Raw genomic sequence first — 15,950 nt, 5'->3', positions numbered from 1 at the left:
CCCTCCCCGCAGGCAGAGCTACCTGGTCCTGCCGATACCTCGATGCCAGCCAGTTTCTAACCCACCCGGATCAGGCACGGCCTTCGCACGCCGCAGTTACAGCCATGCCATGCACGATTGTGCGCATTATTGCTTAATCATGCATGATCAGCTAACACTGGTATGAGGTGTGATCACCCCTACCGTCACCTTTTTCCGGAGCCTCTCCAATGCAACACGTGCAACTCGCCGCCCAGCAGCCCTCGGGAGCGATCGAGCAATGGGCGACCCGCGCTGGCTTCCTCATTGCGGGTTCTGCCATGGCCGCCTGGGCACCCCTGGTGCCCGTCGCCAAGGCGAGGATCGGCGCCGATGATTCGACGCTTGGCCTTCTCCTGCTTTGCCTGGGCCTGGGATCCATTGTCGCGATGCCCATCGTCGGCATCCTCGCCAGCCGCTTCGGCTGCCGCGCGGTGATCGCGACCAGCTCGGTGGCACTCGCCCTGGTGCTGCCGCTGCTTGCCGTCGCCGATTCGATCTTCGGCACGGCCATAGCCCTGGCCCTGTTCGGGGCAAGCGTTGGCGCGCTGGATGTCGCGATCAACATTCAGGCCGTGATGGTCGAAAAGGACAGCGGTCGCAACATGATGTCCGGCTTCCACGGCCTGTTCAGTGTCGGCGGGATCCTCGGCGCCGGCGGCATGAGCGTTCTGCTGGGGGCTGGAATCCAACCGCTAGTGGCGGCCCTGGTGTTCAGCGCCCTGCTGATCGTCCTACTCGCGGCCTCAATCAAGGGTCTGCTGCCCTACGGCAATCATGACGCCAGGCATACCCCGCTGTTCACGCTGCCGCGCGGGATCGTCGCCTTCATCGGCTTGCTCTGCTTTCTGATCTTTCTTGGCGAAGGCGCGATCCTGGACTGGAGCGCCCTGTTCCTGATCGATGCGCATGGCGTCGACCCGGCGCAGGCCGGCTTCGGTTACACGGTATTTGCCTTGGCGATGACCATTGGCCGCCTGACCGGCGACTGGATCGTGAAGACGCTGGGCGGCCTGAAAGTGGTCGTAGGCGGCGGCCTGCTCGCCGCGGCAGGCTTCCTGATGGCGGTCCTGGCACCCACCCAGCCCTTTGCCTTTGCAGGCTTTCTGCTGGTTGGCCTCGGAGCTTCCAACATCGTCCCCGTGCTCTTCAGTGCCGCCGGACGGCAGACCCGGATGCCTGCAAGTCATGCCATTGCAGCGATCACCACCATCGGCTACGCCGGCATTCTCATCGGTCCGGCCGCGATCGGCTTCGTCGCGCAGCATTGGAGCCTGAGTGCAGCGCTGCTGCTGGTGGGTGGCGGGATGGCGTTCGTTGCGCTCACGTGGCCGATGACCGCCCGACAGCGAGACGCCTAGCGCCTCGCCTGCGCCGAGGCAAAGGCCAGGGTCGGGCAGTAGGTCGCCGGGACCCATCTGAAGTCCTCACCACTGCCACCCCCAAGCAAACCCCAAACGAAAAAAGGCGACCCTTTCGGATCGCCTTTTTTCTTACCCGCCAGCAGTGCGGGTTTTGTTTGGTAGGCACGATTGGATTCGAACCAACGACCCCCACCATGTCAAGGTGGTGCTCTAACCAACTGAGCTACGTGCCTGCTGTGGGTGCGCATTCTACAGCGCGGGACTTTAGCGTCAAGCCCTTTTTTCAGCTAAACGCCTGAAAACGTGAAATTTTTTTTGAAGGCTAGGAAACCCGCCGGGCCGGACGCCGCGGATAGAGCAGGATCGAAAGCCAGAGCGCGAGGGTTTCCACCGTTATCGCCAGGGCCAATCCCAGCCCTATCCCCCAGCCGATGGCTTCGGGAGTCAGCACCACCTGGTAGCGATACTGCTGCAGGGTCTCGTCGCGCAGTTCGCTGTTGGGCCGTACCAGGATGTGCCAGGCCCGCTGGTACCAGGGACCCTGCAGCGCCTGCCACTCTTCGTTGAACAGCGCATTACGGCGCAGCAGTACGCCGAGGCTGTCGGCGTCGCTGCGAAAGACCGGATCCTCGCTGGCCCGGTAATGCGCCAGCAAGCCGTCGAGATTGCCTTCGAAGTACTGCTGCGCGGTCCGTCTGAAGCCGCTCAGGGCCTGATCGGATTCCAGGCGATGGGCATCCACGCGCTGCTCGTAGTCGAGCATGAAGCCGGGGATCTGCACCCCTACCAGCAAGGCCAGGGTGAACAACAGCAGACGAATATAACTGCGCAGCATCGTGAAATGGCTTCCTGTCTAGACGCGGCCCTGGGAGACGATCTCGCCGTCCCACCAGAGATGCCATTCCCCGGGCTGGTGCAGGGTCCAGACCTCGTCGGAGGTCAGCGGCTCGGTGGCGATGATGGTGACGACGTCGTTGGGCGTGGTCTCGGCCTTGAAATCGATGTGGACTTCCGCATCGCGCAACTGGGCCGGACCGAAAGGGGCGCGACGGGTGATATGGGCCAGCTTGGTGGTGCAGAAGCTGAACAGCCAGTCGCCGTCGCTGAGCAGGCAGTTGAAGACGCCCTTCTTGCGAAAGCCGTCGCAGGCATTCACCAGCTGTGGCAACAGCATCTCCACCGGGACGGGTTCGGGAAAGCGCTCGCGGACCTGGTCCAGCAGGCTGCAAAAGGCCGTCTCGCTGTCGGTATCGCCCACCGGCCGGTAGAAACGCGGCTCGGGATGGAAATCCTGCAATTGGCCGTTATGGGCAAAGCTCCAATAGCGCCCGCCCAGTTCCCGCACGAAGGGGTGGGTATTGGCCAGATTGACCGACCCGACGTTGGCGTGACGGATATGGCCGATCACCGTATGGCTCTTGATCGGGTAGCCCTGGACCAGCTTGGCCACCTCGGAATCGGCGCCTGGCAGGGCATCCCTGAACAGGTGCAGGCCCCTGCCCTCGTAGAAGGCCACGCCCCAACCGTCCCGATGCGGACCGGTACGACCGCCCCGCTGCATGAGGCCCTGGAGACTGAAGACCAGATCCGTGGGCACGTTGGCACTCATGCCCAGCAATTCGCACATGTCCGTCCCTCCGGGGTGGCTGCCTGGTTCAACGGCGGCTGCAGCCGCTGCCCTTCGCAATCATGCTGAAGGGGTCAGGTCCTGGGCGCAAGCCTGGATTACAGACGGGGTTCGACGCGCTCGCCGCGACCCCGGGGTTCGCGGCGCTCGACCGGGGCTGCCGGGATCCGTGCGGCCACCGGCGATTCCGGTTGCGGATCATCCGTCGGCCCTTCGGCAACGACCGGCGCGGGACGCGGATGGGAGCGGCGGTACAGCCAGCGACAGAGGACGAAGATCAGGTAGAGCACCACGCCGATGGTGCCGGCGGCCGCCAGGTTGGCCACCGCCGACCAGGCACTGTTGCCCACCTTGAACACCAGGTCCAGCACCGTCACGGCGATGGCCGGGGCATAGAGGCCATGCTCGGCATCCACCAGGGCCGGCGTCACCAGCAGCACGGCCACCACCAGCCGGATGGGTTCGCGCAGCCAGCGCCAGAGCCAGCCGGTGGCCTTGAAAGACACCACCAACAGTAGCAGCGCGGCGATGGCGTAGACGGCCCAGGCGATCAGGTACTCTTGCTCGGTCATTGCGATCCATGGCGATAGCGGAAAGGAGAAGCCTATGATAGCGGTTTTGCCCCGCCCGCGTGTCTTTGCGCGGCGCCCAAGGAGCCCGCATGACCCAAGCCCCCATTGCCCGCCGCGCCCCTGGCGACGATCCCTACGTCTGGCTGGAAAACCGTGACGCCCCCGAGGTGCTGGCGCACCTAGAGGCCGAGAACGCCTACCTGGAAGCTCAACTGGCACCCGAGGCCGCTCTTCGCGAGCAGCTGTTCGAGGAGATCCGCGCGCGCATTCGCGAGACGGACCTGTCCCTGCCCGTCCCCCGCGGCGACTACCTCTACTATCAGCGCACCCAGGCCGGTGACGAATACGGCCGCAATTACCGCTGCCGCCGCCCGGCCAATGGCGACCTGACACCCGATCCGGCGACCGAGGAATTGCTGTTCGACGGCAATGCCATCGCCGACGGCGGCTTTCTCTCCGTGGGCCGCTTCACCATCAGCCCGGACCAAACCCGCCTCGCCTACAGCCTCGACCAGGTGGGCGATGAAACCTACCGGCTCTATGTGAAGGAGCTGGTCACCGGCCTGGTAACCGAACTGCCCTTCGAGGAATGCGACGGCAGCCTGACCTGGGCCAACGACAGCCGCACCCTGTTCTTTGGCGAGCGCGACGAATCCCATCGTCCGCACAAGCTCTATCGCTATCACCTGGGCGAGGCCGAGCCGCAACTGGTCTTTCACGAGACCGATGGACGCTTCTTCCTCGGCTGCTATCGTTCGAGCTCCGAGCGCAAGCTGCTGCTGCTGTCCCACAGCAAGACCACCAGCGAAGCCTGGGTGCTGGACGCGGATCGGCCGGACGAGGCCTTCGTCTGCCTGGCGCCCCGCGAAGAAGACCATGAGTATGTCCCCGATCATGGCGTCGATGGCTGGTACATCCGCAGCAACCAGGACGGCATCAATTTCGCCCTCTACCAGGCCGCCGAGAGCAGTCCCACCCGCGCGCACTGGCAACTGCTGGTGCCCCATGACCCGGAGGTGATGCTGGAGGATGCCAGCCTCGGCGCCCACGCCCTGGTGCTCAGCCTGCGTACCGCCGGACTGCCGATCCTGGAGGTCCGCCCCTACGGTCAGGCGCCCTATCGCGTCGACCTGCCGGACGAGGTCTACAGCCTGGATGCCATGGACGTGCTGGAATTCGCCAGTCCGGTCATGCGCCTGCGCTACGAAGCGCTCAATCGCCCCGCCGAGATCCGCGAACTGGAGCTGGCCAGCGGCACCCAGCGGGTGCTCAAGCAGGTCCCGGTGGAAGGTCCGTTCGATGCCGACGCCTACGAGAGCCGCCGCCTGTGGGCCACCGCCGCCGATGGCACGCGCATCCCCATCAGCCTGGTCGGTCGTCGCGACCTGCCGCAGAGCGCGCCGCTGTACCTCTATGGCTACGGCGCCTATGGCCATAGCCTCGACCCCTGGTTCTCCCACGCCCGGCTGAGTCTGCTGGATCGCGGCGTGCGCTTCGCCATCGCACATGTGCGCGGCGGCGGCGAACTGGGTGAAGCCTGGTATCGCAGCGGCAAGCTGGAACACAAGCAGAACACCTTCGACGACTTCATCGCCTGCACCGAGCATCTGCTGGAACAGGGCCTGACGACGCCGCAACAGGTGGTCATCAGCGGTGGCAGCGCCGGGGGCCTGCTGATCGGCGCGGTCGTCAACCAGCGGCCCGAACTCTATGCCGCCGCCATCGCCGAGGTGCCTTTCGTCGATGTGCTCAACACCATGCTCAAGCCGGATCTGCCGCTGACCGTGACCGAGTACGACGAATGGGGCGATCCGAACGAGCCGGAGGTGCGCGCGCGCATCGCCGGCTACGCGCCCTATGAAAACGTGAAGGCCCAGGCCTATCCGGCCATCCTGGCGGTGGCGGGCTATCACGACACCCGGGTGCAGTACTGGGAAGCCGCCAAGTGGGTGGCGCGGTTGCGCGAGCGGCGGACCGATCAGGCGCCGCTGCTCCTGCTCAAGACCGAATTCGGCGCCGGCCACGGCGGCATGAGCGGGCGTTACCAGGCCTTGCGCGACGTGGCCCTGGAATACGCCTTCGTCTTCCGGGTACTGGGCCTGACCGGCTAGGGAACGGCGGGGGCTCTGGGCAGGTCTTTTCCACAGCTAAAGGAGAATCTGCCATGCACCTAGATGCCCCCACTCCCCCTCTCGCTCCTCCGCCTCGCGACGCCGCCGCCATCAAGGGCGTCGAACGCCTGGCCTCCGTGGCCGGCGGTGGTCTGCTGATCAGCCGCGGCCTGGCGCGTGGCGGTCTGCTCGGCCTGCTGACCGGCGCCACCGGTGCTTGGCTGCTGAAACGTGGCCTGCGTGGACACTGCTCGATCAAGCGCACCCTGACCAAGGTACGTTTCGAACGCGACGTCCGTCGCTCGCTGGCCTGGCATTCGGCGGCCTCCCAGACCCGTCGGGTCGTCATCGCCCGCCCCCGCGATGAGCTCTATCGCTTCTGGCGCGACTTCTCCAACCTGCCGATCTTCATGCGCCATATCGAACGCGTGGACGTGCTCAACGACCGCTATTCCCACTGGGTGGTCAAGGCGCCCATGGGGCGTTTCGAGTGGGACGCCGAAGTCACCGACGACATCCCCGGCCAGTTGATCGGCTGGCGCTCGTGCGGGTACGCCGGCCTGAACAACCTGGGCTGGGTCAGCTTCGCCGACGTGCCCGGCGGCACCGAGGTGACGGCGGTCATGGCCTATGAGCCGCCAGCCGGTCGCCTCGGCCATCTGTTTGCCCGACTGCTGCGCCGCGACCCTGGCACCCGCATCGCCCAGGACCTGGCCGAACTGAAGATCCTGCTGGAACGCGCCCATGCGGTGGGCGATCGCTACGGCGCCGTCGAACGCACCTCGCACATGGAATCGCCGCTGGGCTAGCCCGCGCGAAAGATCAGATAGTCTTCCCAGTCGTCTTCGGCGACCTGGGTCTCGCTGAGCATGCGGCCGGATTGGGAGATACCGGCCTTGTGCACTGCCTCGGGGTCGTCGCAGATCAGCGGGTGCCATTCCGGCAGGTCCTTGCCTTCGGCCACCAGACGATAGCCGCAGGTGGGCGGCAGCCAGGCGAACTGGTCGGCCTGGGCGGGGGTGAGCTGGATGCAGTCGGGGACGAAACGGGTGCGCTCGGCGTAGCGGCTGCACTGGCAGGTCTTGAGATCCAGCAGCTTGCAGGCGATGCGCGTGTAGTAGACGGCGCCGTCGTCCTCGTCTTCGAGTTTTTGCAGGCAGCACAGGCCACAGCCGTCGCACAGCGACTCCCATTCCTGGGCATCGAGCTGGTCGAGGGTCTTGCGCTTCCAGAACGGCTGGGTGATGGCGGCCATGGCGGGGATCGTGGCAAAGAGAGGGGGCGCGCAGTCTAGTGCCGCACGCCGCGAGCGCCAAGCACCGTTCGCGCCCTTGTCGACTCCGCCCGGCCGGATTACCGTGCCGGATTCCCTTTCCTCCTTGGTGAAGCCATGACCAGCACCAGCCGTACTCCGCAATACCCCGTCGACGCGCAATTCGTGCAGCGCTGGTCGCCGCGCGCCTTCGAACCGGTCGCCATCGAGGAAGAGACGCTGCTCGGCTTCATCGAGGCCGCACGCTGGGCGCCCTCCGCCTTCAATGCCCAGCCCTGGCGCTTTCTCTATGCACGGCGCGGCGATGCCCACTGGGAGCTGTTCCTGAGTCTGCTGGCCGAATTCAATCGTGGCTGGGCGCAACACGCCTCGGCCCTGGTGATCATCCTGTCGAAGACCACCCTGCTGCGCGCCAGCAGCGGTGAGGAAGTCCCCTTCCCCAGTCACAGCTTCGATGCGGGCGCCGCCTGGGCCTATCTGGCGCTGCAGGCAACCAACGCCGGCTGGCATGCCCACGGCATGGCCGGGATCGACCGCGAAGGCATCCAGCGCGAACTCAAGGTGCCGGCGGCGTTCAAGGTCGAGTTGGCGGTGGCCATCGGCAAGCTGGGCGACAAGGCCAGCCTGCCGGAGTCCCTGCAAGGACGCGAGCTGCCCAGCCCGCGCCTGACCGTCGAGGAGCTGGCGGTGGCCGGCCCCTATACCTTCGGCTGAGCGGCGAGCTCGACGGCGCCGCGCAGGGGCTGCCCCTGTCGCAGGCGCTGGAGGTTGTCGAGGAACAACCGGACCGCCGCCGCCGGTGGCGTGGGTCCGGCGACATGGGCGGTGAGGTGCAGGTTGGGTGTCTGCCAGAAGGGATGCCCGGCCGGCAGCGGCTCCTGACGGAACACGTCCAGCACCGCCCCGGCCAGTTGGCCGCTTTCCAGCGCGGCGATCAGATCGGCATCCACCACGCTGGTGCCGCGTCCGGCATTGATGAACAAGGCACCCGCAGGCAAGGCAGCAAAGAAGGCCGCGTCGTAGAGATCACGGGTGGTGGCGCTGTCCGGCAGCAGATTGACCACGAAGTCGGCCGCCCGCGCCGCCTGGTGCAGCTCGGAGAGCGGTACCACTCGGGCAAAGCCGGGCAGGGTCCGCGCACTGCGGGCGACGCCGGTGAGGCTCATGCCGAACGGCGCGAACAGGCGGGCGATGTCCTGACCGATGTCCCCTGCCCCGACCAGCAACAGGCGACGCCCGGCGAGGGTGCCTGGCGCCCGGGTATCCCAGCGTCCTTCCTGCTGACTGAACTGACGCGCCGCCACCTGGCGCTCATGCTGCAACAGATAGGTCAGGACGTATTCGCCGATGCTCTGGCCGAACAGACCCACTGCCCGGCTGAAGCGATAGTCGCACGGCAACTCCGCCGCCAGCAGCGGCGCATAACCGGCCCAGGTGGATTGCAGCCAGAGCGGCGTGACGCCCTGGCGCAAGAGGGCCGCGGCGCGATCGGGTTGGCCGAGCCAGTAGCACGGCTGCTGCGCCAGACGCACGGCCGCAGCCGGGTCCGCCGGCACCTGCAGGTCCAGCTCCGGCGCCAGCTGGCGCCAGGCATCGACATAGCCGGCCGGCGCGTCTTCGAGCAGCAGCACGGCGGTCATAGCGGATCGTTGAGACGCAGCAATTCTTCGGGCAGGTGCTCGATATAGTCATCGCGCTCCAGTTCCGGCGGCGGCATCTGCAGGTGGTAGCCCTGCTTGGCGATGTTCTCGAGGACCTTGGCGACGTCTTCTCGCGCCAGTTTGCGCTCGGGGGTCAGTACGAATTCGAAGGCCAGAGCCGGCGGGCCGAAGGCCGTGAGCAGGCCCTCGGGGACAGGTGTCAGGCCCTTGAGCTTGTCGACGTACAGGTACATTTCCGGTTTGCGCGGGCTTCGGTAAATGGAGCACAGCAATTTCATGGGGTGTCTTCCAGGGGCGCCGGCGGGATGCGCTGCGCCTGCAGGTGATCGAGAAGGGCCTGGCCGAAGCGCTCGCGACGCCAGCCGCGCAGGTTCGCCGGCAGCTGGTAGTCGCCATCGGGCCAGCCGGTGAGCAGCAGGGCTTCGAGCACCTTCTTGCGCAGCATCAGCTCCGGCGCCATGCCCAGGGCCTCGGCATCCCGTTCGCCGATGGCGCGTAGGGCCTTGAGCAGCGGCGACGCCTCGTGGGGCAAGGGCTCTGACTGCAGCGCCGGCCACTGCTCGGCCGGGGTGGCCGCGCCTTCGGCGATCAGCGCCAACAGGGTATCGCCATCCTGGCGCACGGTGCGCGGGTGCATGTCGTCGACGCGTGCCAGGGCCTGCTTGTCGGTGGGCTGAAAACGCGCCAGCGGCCACAGCGAGCGTTCACGCAGGACATGGTTGCGCGGCTGGTTGCGCTCGCGGGCCTGGACCTCGCGCCAGTGGCAGAGCACCCGCAGCACCGCCAGTTGCTGACGCGACAGGCGCCAGGCCAGCTTGACGTCGCGATAGGCTTCCCAGGGATCGCTGACGCGGCGCAGATTGGCCACCAGTTCGGCGCCATCCTCCAGCAGCCAGGCCCGCCGCTGGTCATCCAGCCGCGCATCGAGATAGCGGTAGACGTCGACCAGATAGGTCACGTCGGCCGCCGCATAACGCTCCTGCAGGGGCGTCAGGGGGCGTTGCAACCAGTCGGAGCGGGTCTCGTCCTTGGGGATGTCGATCTTGAGCACTTCGGCGACCAGCCGCGAATAGCCCATGGAATGCGCCAGACCCAAGTAGGCCGCCGCCAGTTGGGTGTCGTACAGCGGCTGGGGCAGGCTGCCGGTCAGGCGCAGCAGCACTTCCAGGTCTTCGCTGCAGGCGTGCAGCACCTTGACCACGGCCGGGTCCTCCAGCAGCGCGGCGAAGGGCGTCCAGTCACCGATGCACAGGGGATCGACCAGGTAGGCCTGTTCGCCGTCACCGATCTGGATCAGGCCGGCCTTGGGATAGAAGGTGTCGACCCGCATGAATTCGGTGTCGAGGGCGATGAAGGGCAAGGTCTGGCAGCGCGCGCAGAGGGCGGCCAGCGCCGCGTCGTCGCGGATCCAGTGAGGGGCAGAAGTCAAGGGCGCACTCCGAACAGATGAGCCGACAGTATAAGCCACCCTGGCACGATCTTCGGTGCCGCTCGACCCACCTTTCCGGTGCCGTAACCCATGGCATTCAGCGGCTTTCCAGGCGGGTTCGTCGGATGAACGCCGGCTGACCGCCCCGAACCAAACGTGACCGAATAGTTTTTTTTGTATTCGCAAGCAGGGCCTGCTAAAAGCTGAGTGTGCGCAAGTACTCACTCGGACTTGGGAATCCGCGGAGGTAAGCGCTTCTCGCCTTTCAATGGAGCTGCAAGAGCATGAAAACAATAAAACTGACCCTACTTGCATTGGCCGTTTCGAGCGCTTCCGGCTATGCCCTGGCGAACGGTCTGGCTATCAACGAACAGAGTGTCAGCGGGATGGGTACTTCCTTCGCCGGACGCTCTTCCTCCGCGCAGGACGCCTCCACCATCTATGGCAACCCGGCCGGCATGTCGCGCCTGGGTCGCGAGGTGTCCCTGGGTGGCGCCTACATCCATGCCAAGATCGACATCAAGGACGCCAGCGGTCGCTATGCCAACGGCCAGGCCGTTCAGGGCAGCAACGACGGCGACATGGTGCCCAACTCGGTGGTGCCCTTCGGCTACTTCGTGACCCCGGTGGATGACCGCCTGCACTTCGGCCTGGGTGTGTATGTCCCCTATGCGCTGATCAGCAACTACGAGCACGCCTTCCAGGGTCGCTACCAGGGTCAGGCGAGCAAGGTGGAAGTCATCACCATCCAGCCCACCGTCAGCTACAAGATCACCGACAAGGTCTCCATCGGCTTCGGTCCGACCATCAACCGCATCGAAGGCAAGCTCAACAGCAACGTCAACTTCGGCAGCACCCAGGATGGCCAGGTCAAGATCGACGGCGACGACACCGCCTACGGCTTCAACGTCGGCCTGCTCGCGGACCTGACCGATGACCTGACCTTCGGCCTGACCTACCACTCCAAGGTTACCTACAAGCTCAAGGGCAATACCGAGGTCACCGGCGCCAACAGCCAGGCCAGCCCGATCACCAACGCCCTGGTCAGCCGGCTCAACGGCAAGTATGACGCCAGCCTCAACATCACTCTGCCGGAAAGCAGTGACGCCTCCTTCACCTACCGTCTGAACAACGACTGGACGATGTACGCCGGTGCCACCTGGACCCGCTGGAGTCGCCTGAAGTCGATCGACGTGGAGAACGAGGGCACCCCCACCCTGCCGGTGCTGGGTTCGCCTCTGGCGACCGTGTCGGAAGAGCTGAACTGGAAGGACACCTGGTCCTACGCCATCGGCGCGGCCTATCAGCTGAATCCCCAGTGGGTGCTGCGCGCGGGCATGGCCATCGACCCCTCGCCGGCCGACAACGGCGACCGCAACGTGCGCATCCCGGTAGGCGATCGCAAGACCTTCTCGGTGGGCGCAGGCTGGTCCCCGACCAAGGACATGACCATCGATGTGGCCTATGCCTACCTCTGGGAAGACGACGTGTCGGTCAATTGGCCCGCCACCTCCACCAAGGCCGGCTACAGCGCCAAGTACGACAACAGCGCCCACGGTCTGGGCGCCCAGCTGACCTACCGCTTCTAAGCGCCAGGGTCCGCTAACGAAGCCGCCGCCAGGCGGCTTCGTGCTGTCCGGGCCCTCAATTCATGCGCACCACCACCTTGCCGAAGGCGCCCCGCTCCAGATGGGCCAGCGCTGCCGGCAACTCGGCCCGCGCGTATTCGGCCGCCAGCGTCGGCGTGATGCCGGCCTGGTCGATCCAGCGCACCAGGTCTTCCAGCGCCCTACGACTGCCGACAGCGACGCCCTGGATGCGCGCCCGTTTCGCGAACAGCATGGCGCAAGGAATCTGCAACTGGAATCCTTCCAGAACGCCAACCACGGTGATCACACCGCCTGGGGCCAGGGCCTCCAGGGTCCGTCCCAGGTCGCCACCCGCCACCTCCACGGCAAGGTCCACGCCCCGTCCGCCCGTCGCCTGCCACGCCTGCTCTGCCCAATCCGGCTGGGTGCGATCTATCACCCGCTGAATGCCCAGGGCCCGCGCCCGCTCACGCTTGTCGGCACTGGCGCTGGTGAGGATCACCTGGGCGCCCAGGCTGAGCGCCAGCTGCGCGGCAAACAGCGAGACGCCCCCGCTGCCCTGTACCAGCACCCATTGGCCGGCCTGTAGCCGACCTACCTCGACCAGGCTGTGCCAGGCCGTCAGGCCGGCGCACACCAGGGTACTGGCAGCACCATCGTCCAGGGTCCGCGGTGCGGCGACGAGATTGTCCTCGTGCACCTCGACATACTGGCTGAGCACACCAGGCAGGTCGGCGCTGCCGAATGCCGCGTCGGCTGCCTGAGCGGGCATGGGCTGGTCGAGCCAGTCACGCCAGAAGGTATTGATCACCCGTTGGCCGACGCCGACCCGGCTCACCCCTTCACCCACGGCCACGACCTGGCCGGCCAGATCCGATCCCGGTACCAGGGGAAACCGCAACGGGCTGCCCATGCCGTTCTCCAGGATCAGGCGGTCGCGGTAATTGAGGGACACGGCCCCTACCCGCACCACGACCCGATGGGGACCAGGTCGGGAGAGGGGCGCTTCGGCCAGCCGCAGGTTGGATGAGCCGTAGTCGTGCAGTTGCCATTGCCGGGTGGTGGACGGAAGCATGGAAGGTCCTCGATGAATGATGTCTCCCAGCTTATTGAATAGCCAACCACTCCGGTAGCGCGATAAATTCTCTACATTGCATAGTCAGACGCGACAATCGACATGATCAGAGCAGACTCCCTGGGCAGCATCGCGGCCTTTGTCCAGGCCGTGCAGTCCGGCAACTTCAGCAGCGCGGCTCAGCGCCTGCACCTGTCGCGCTCGGCCGTCGGCAAGGCAGTCGCCCGCCTGGAAGAACAGCTGGGCGTGCCGCTGTTCCAGCGGACCACGCGCAGCCAGAAACTCACCCTGGAAGGCGAGCTGTTCTATCAGCGCTGCCTGCGCATTCTGGCGGAACTGGAAGGCGCCGAGGACGACCTCGCCCCTGGGCGCCCCACCCCACGCGGCCGACTGCGGCTGAGCATGCCGGTCCTGCTCGGTCGCCGCTGCCTCGCGCCCATCCTGTTCGAGCTGGCCGAACGCTGGCCGGACCTGCACTTCGAGTTGTCCTTCAACGATCGCAAGGTGGACCTGCTGGAAGAAGGCATCGACCTGGCGATCCGCAGCGGTCCGCTGGACGATACACCCGGCCTGCGCAGCCGACGGCTGGGCGAGGATCTCATGGTGGTCTGTGCGGCTCCCGCGTGGCTGGCCCGCCATGGAACGCCGCGCACCCTGGATGAACTCGCCCGGCAGCCGGCCGTGCTCTACAGTCGTGGTGTCGAGGGCGCGGGCTGGGTGTTCGAGGATCCGGCGGGCCGGATGCTGGAGGTGCGACCGCCCGCCCGGATTCTGCTGGACGATCTGGACGCCATGCTGCTGGCGACCTGCCGTGGCCTCGGCGTCACGCGCCTGCCGAACTGGCTGGTGGCCCCGGCCTTGCGCGAGGGTCAGCTGGTAGCGCTGAGCTTTGCCGAACGCGCCCGGCCCATCGCCCTGCAGGCGGTCTGGGCCGACACGCGACAGCTGCCCGTTCGGGTACGCCTGGTGCTGGACGCCTTGATCGAGCGGCTGCCGCCACTGCTCGCTGCACCGGGAATGGCGTGGCCTGCGCCCTCGCCTACGCCCTGAGCGCCCAGAGGCCCTGTTCCTGCTCGGCGTACCAGCGCTGGAAGTCGTCCAGCGACAGGGCGCCGGCCACCAGTTGGCCCTGGATCTGGTCGCAGCCCAGGTCGGTGAGCACCTCCAGGGCCTGGCGGGTTTCCACGCCTTCGGCCACCACCCGCAGGCCACGCAACTGACCGAGCTGGACCAGCAGCCTGATCACCTCCTGATCCCCGGGTAGCTGGCAGTGCTCGATGAACTGGCGGTCGATCTTCAGCTCGTCGATGGGAAAGCTGCTCAGGCAGGCCAGCGAGGAATGCCCGGCGCCGAAGTCGTCCAGCGACAATTCGAAACCCATGGCCTTGAGCTGGCGCAGGCAGTCGAGCACCTGCACCGGATTGCTCATGGCGCGGGATTCGGTGATTTCCAGGCAGAAGCCGGCGGCCATGGCGCCGGTCTCGTCCAGCAGCCGGCCGATGCGGGCGATGAAGGCCGGGTGCTCCAGGTCCAGCAGCGACAGATTGACGTTGAGCTTGAGGGCGCCCAACTGCCGCTCCCGTTGCAGGAGCATGCAGCGCTCCAGCACCCAGAGGGTGATGTCGCAGATCTTGCGACTCTGCTCGGCGATGCCGACGAAAGCGTCCGGCTTGAGCAGCCCCAGTTCCGGATGCTGCCAGCGGATCAGCACCTCGGCGCCCTCGACGCGGCCGTCGGGCAGCGCGATCTTGGGTTGCAGATAGAGCCGCAGCTGATCGTGGTCCACGGCCAGGTCCAGGGCGTCGAGCATGGCGATGCCCAGCTGCCGCTGACGCTCCTGATCCGGATCATGGAAGGCGAAGGGCAGCTGGCGCCGGCGCGCATCCTGTAGCGCGGTCTCGGCGTTGGCCAGCAGGGCTTCGGCGCTGGCGCCATGCTCGGGGTAGCAGGCGATGCCAAAGGTGATGCGCAGGGACACCCGCTGGTTGCCGCTGACGAAGGGTTTCTCCACCAGGTTGCGCAGCGACAGTAGCGCCGCCTCCGCCGAGGCGTCGTCGAACCAGGGCAGCAAGAGGACGAAGGTGTCGGCGCCGATCCGCGCCACGCCATTCTCTTCCGGCGCCGCGACCCTAAGCCGACGCGCCAAGTGGCGCAGGATCTTGTCGCCGCCTTCCTGGCCGAGCAATTCGTTGATGTTGCGGAAATTGGCCACGTCCAGCAGCAGCACGGCGAAGCGTCCGGCCGCGGCGCGCTCGATGCGCTGGCGGATTTCCAGCACCAGCCGCACCTGATTGGGCAGCCGGGTGAGCATGTCGCGAAAGGCCAGCTGGCTGATGCGCCGTTCGCGCGCGGCCAGGGCGGCGCCCATCTGGTTCATGGCGCGACCCAGCCGGCCGACCGGATCGCGGCCTTCCTTGAGACCTAGTTGATAGTCACCGTCGGCGATGCGTTCGGTGGCCTGCCCGAGACGGGCCAGATAGCGATTGAGCGCGCCAGCCAGAATCCGGCTGACCAGGGCGCCCATCGCGAAGATGATCACCCCTATGAGCAGCGAATCCAGCAGAGCCGACTGCTCCGCCGCTGCTATTCCTTCCATGAACATGTCCGCCCCTATGACGACTGCTTGCCCGTCCTGTCCTGGAATGGCCAGGAACAGGGAACGGAAACTGCCAAAGTTATCCTGGTACTCCGCGAAACGCGGTTGATGATCGGCAAACACCGCACCGAGCTCCGGGGGTGCCTGATCGTAGAGCTGGCGATAGTCGCCGAAGTAGCCGACGCGGATTTCCTCCTCGTTGGCCGAATCCATGATGAAGCGAAAGTCTGACCCTTCCTTGACGAAGGCATAGAGCGAGGCCAGTCCGGCCTTGCGGGCATAGCGATCCAGGGTGACAAGCGTCCGCTGATAGCGCTCCGGGTCCGCCTTGGCGGGGTCCTGCAACTGGGCGAGATAGTCTTCGCCGAGGATCTCCGGCAGCGCCAGGGCCGCGCTCATCAGGCGATAGTCGATGCTCTGGCTGCTGGCGTCGCGCGCCTGGCGATAGCTGTGCAGGGTGAACAGCAGGGTACCCAGGGCGTCCACCAGGATGAACGCCAGAAAGAACTTGGCGAACAGGCTGCGGGGCTTGAGACGGAGCCGCGACGCGGGGGCGACTTCCCGGGGCGAGGCGGCGCGGTGAGGCGCATCGGTCATTGGGGCTCCTTGTCCAGCTGACGACGATTCCCTCTGGA

15 protein-coding genes and 1 tRNA gene are annotated in these 15,950 nt (G+C 66.3%); 6 read left to right on the top strand and 10 right to left on the bottom strand.

Features of this window, described 5'->3' with window-relative positions; translation table 11 throughout:
• The first annotated feature begins 209 nt into the window (after positions 1–209).
• Positions 210–1,379: an MFS transporter gene (locus tag CFE50_RS11015; protein ID WP_286733488.1), complete on the top strand. Its 1,170-nt coding sequence runs from the start codon at positions 210–212 to the stop codon at positions 1,377–1,379.
• Positions 1,380–1,538: 159 nt separating this feature from the next.
• On the opposite strand, the gene CFE50_RS11010 is transcribed toward CFE50_RS11015, so the two are convergent.
• The 4 genes from CFE50_RS11010 to CFE50_RS10995 form a co-directional block, all read right to left on the bottom strand.
• Positions 1,539–1,615, bottom strand: a tRNA-Val gene (locus tag CFE50_RS11010).
• Between the two features lie 89 nt (positions 1,616–1,704).
• The gene (locus CFE50_RS11005) at positions 1,705–2,217 is read right to left on the bottom strand and encodes a DUF2937 family protein (protein ID WP_027596904.1); all 513 of its coding nucleotides are present in this window, start codon (positions 2,215–2,217) and stop codon (positions 1,705–1,707) included.
• An 18-nt stretch (positions 2,218–2,235) separates the two neighbouring features.
• The gene (locus CFE50_RS11000; protein ID WP_286733485.1) at positions 2,236–3,009 is read right to left on the bottom strand and encodes a class II glutamine amidotransferase; all 774 of its coding nucleotides are present in this window, start codon (positions 3,007–3,009) and stop codon (positions 2,236–2,238) included.
• Between the two features lie 98 nt (positions 3,010–3,107).
• Complete coding sequence (locus CFE50_RS10995; RefSeq protein WP_286733484.1) at positions 3,108–3,581, bottom strand: MFS transporter; 474 nt, start codon at positions 3,579–3,581, stop codon at positions 3,108–3,110.
• 89 nt (positions 3,582–3,670) lie between these two features.
• Between CFE50_RS10995 and CFE50_RS10990 the strand changes: the two genes are divergently transcribed.
• Both CFE50_RS10990 and CFE50_RS10985 read left to right on the top strand, forming a co-directional pair.
• Entirely contained in the window at positions 3,671–5,692 is a 2,022-nt protein-coding gene (locus CFE50_RS10990) for a S9 family peptidase (RefSeq protein ID WP_286733482.1), read from the top strand.
• Between the two features lie 53 nt (positions 5,693–5,745).
• The gene (locus tag CFE50_RS10985) at positions 5,746–6,501 is read left to right on the top strand and encodes an SRPBCC family protein (RefSeq protein ID WP_241808813.1); all 756 of its coding nucleotides are present in this window, start codon (positions 5,746–5,748) and stop codon (positions 6,499–6,501) included.
• Here the strand turns inward: CFE50_RS10985 and CFE50_RS10980 are convergent.
• The gene (locus CFE50_RS10980) at positions 6,498–6,947 is read right to left on the bottom strand and encodes a YcgN family cysteine cluster protein (protein ID WP_007159211.1); all 450 of its coding nucleotides are present in this window, start codon (positions 6,945–6,947) and stop codon (positions 6,498–6,500) included. The genes CFE50_RS10985 and CFE50_RS10980 overlap by 4 nt on opposite strands.
• Positions 6,948–7,082: 135 nt before the next feature.
• Here CFE50_RS10980 and CFE50_RS10975 point away from each other — a divergent pair, with 135 nt between their 5' ends.
• Positions 7,083–7,679, top strand: a complete 597-nt coding sequence (locus CFE50_RS10975; protein WP_027596916.1) for a nitroreductase family protein — start codon at positions 7,083–7,085, stop codon at positions 7,677–7,679.
• Here the strand turns inward: CFE50_RS10975 and CFE50_RS10970 are convergent.
• The 3 genes from CFE50_RS10970 to rnd are packed head-to-tail and all read right to left on the bottom strand — an operon-like array spanning position 7,664 to position 10,055.
• Positions 7,664–8,605, bottom strand: a complete 942-nt coding sequence (locus CFE50_RS10970) for a D-2-hydroxyacid dehydrogenase (protein WP_286733474.1) — start codon at positions 8,603–8,605, stop codon at positions 7,664–7,666. The two genes, CFE50_RS10975 and CFE50_RS10970, sit on opposite strands and share 16 nt — an antisense overlap.
• Positions 8,602–8,904 carry a YcgL domain-containing protein gene (locus CFE50_RS10965; RefSeq protein ID WP_027596918.1) on the bottom strand — a complete coding sequence of 101 codons (303 nt, stop codon included), beginning with the start codon at positions 8,902–8,904 and terminating at the stop codon, positions 8,602–8,604. Before CFE50_RS10965 ends, CFE50_RS10970 begins: the two co-directional genes overlap by 4 nt.
• The gene (gene rnd / locus CFE50_RS10960; protein WP_286733470.1) at positions 8,901–10,055 is read right to left on the bottom strand and encodes a ribonuclease D; all 1,155 of its coding nucleotides are present in this window, start codon (positions 10,053–10,055) and stop codon (positions 8,901–8,903) included. The genes CFE50_RS10965 and rnd overlap by 4 nt, the downstream gene beginning before the upstream one ends.
• Positions 10,056–10,339: 284 nt before the next feature.
• Between rnd and CFE50_RS10955 the strand changes: the two genes are divergently transcribed.
• Positions 10,340–11,644, top strand: a complete 1,305-nt coding sequence (locus CFE50_RS10955) for an OmpP1/FadL family transporter (protein ID WP_286733467.1) — start codon at positions 10,340–10,342, stop codon at positions 11,642–11,644.
• 55 nt (positions 11,645–11,699) lie between these two features.
• On the opposite strand, the gene CFE50_RS10950 is transcribed toward CFE50_RS10955, so the two are convergent.
• On the bottom strand, positions 11,700–12,719 hold the full coding sequence (locus tag CFE50_RS10950; protein WP_286733464.1) for a zinc-dependent alcohol dehydrogenase family protein: 1,020 nt from the start codon (positions 12,717–12,719) through the stop codon (positions 11,700–11,702).
• 102 nt (positions 12,720–12,821) lie between these two features.
• Here CFE50_RS10950 and CFE50_RS10945 point away from each other — a divergent pair, with 102 nt between their 5' ends.
• Entirely contained in the window at positions 12,822–13,769 is a 948-nt protein-coding gene (locus tag CFE50_RS10945) for a LysR family transcriptional regulator (RefSeq protein WP_286733462.1), read from the top strand.
• Here the strand turns inward: CFE50_RS10945 and CFE50_RS10940 are convergent.
• Entirely contained in the window at positions 13,759–15,912 is a 2,154-nt protein-coding gene (locus CFE50_RS10940; protein ID WP_286733461.1) for a putative bifunctional diguanylate cyclase/phosphodiesterase, read from the bottom strand. The genes CFE50_RS10945 and CFE50_RS10940 overlap by 11 nt on opposite strands.
• Positions 15,913–15,950 lie beyond the last annotated feature (38 nt).

Origin of the sequence: Pseudomonas sp. PGPPP4, assembly GCF_002256045.1 — a bacterium.
Lineage (GTDB): Bacteria > Pseudomonadota > Gammaproteobacteria > Pseudomonadales > Pseudomonadaceae > Chryseomonas > Chryseomonas oryzihabitans.
Note: the sequence above shows the minus strand (reverse complement) of the source record. Positions and strands in the feature narration are given on the sequence as shown.

Bases quoted from the DNA above. Each gene is read 5' to 3' on its own strand.
- CFE50_RS11015 (WP_286733488.1), top strand. From the start codon at position 210: ATGCAACACGTGCAACTCGCCGCCCAGCAGCCCTCGGGAGCGATCGAG.
- CFE50_RS11005 (WP_027596904.1), bottom strand. From the start codon at position 2,217: ATGCTGCGCAGTTATATTCGTCTGCTGTTGTTCACCCTGGCCTTGCTG.
- CFE50_RS11000 (WP_286733485.1), bottom strand. From the start codon at position 3,009: ATGTGCGAATTGCTGGGCATGAGTGCCAACGTGCCCACGGATCTGGTC.
- CFE50_RS10995 (WP_286733484.1), bottom strand. From the start codon at position 3,581: ATGACCGAGCAAGAGTACCTGATCGCCTGGGCCGTCTACGCCATCGCC.
- CFE50_RS10990 (WP_286733482.1), top strand. From the start codon at position 3,671: ATGACCCAAGCCCCCATTGCCCGCCGCGCCCCTGGCGACGATCCCTAC.
- CFE50_RS10985 (WP_241808813.1), top strand. From the start codon at position 5,746: ATGCACCTAGATGCCCCCACTCCCCCTCTCGCTCCTCCGCCTCGCGAC.
- CFE50_RS10980 (WP_007159211.1), bottom strand. From the start codon at position 6,947: ATGGCCGCCATCACCCAGCCGTTCTGGAAGCGCAAGACCCTCGACCAG.
- CFE50_RS10975 (WP_027596916.1), top strand. From the start codon at position 7,083: ATGACCAGCACCAGCCGTACTCCGCAATACCCCGTCGACGCGCAATTC.
- CFE50_RS10970 (WP_286733474.1), bottom strand. From the start codon at position 8,605: ATGACCGCCGTGCTGCTGCTCGAAGACGCGCCGGCCGGCTATGTCGAT.
- CFE50_RS10965 (WP_027596918.1), bottom strand. From the start codon at position 8,904: ATGAAATTGCTGTGCTCCATTTACCGAAGCCCGCGCAAACCGGAAATG.
- CFE50_RS10955 (WP_286733467.1), top strand. From the start codon at position 10,340: ATGAAAACAATAAAACTGACCCTACTTGCATTGGCCGTTTCGAGCGCT.
- CFE50_RS10950 (WP_286733464.1), bottom strand. From the start codon at position 12,719: ATGCTTCCGTCCACCACCCGGCAATGGCAACTGCACGACTACGGCTCA.
- CFE50_RS10945 (WP_286733462.1), top strand. From the start codon at position 12,822: ATGATCAGAGCAGACTCCCTGGGCAGCATCGCGGCCTTTGTCCAGGCC.
- CFE50_RS10940 (WP_286733461.1), bottom strand. From the start codon at position 15,912: ATGACCGATGCGCCTCACCGCGCCGCCTCGCCCCGGGAAGTCGCCCCC.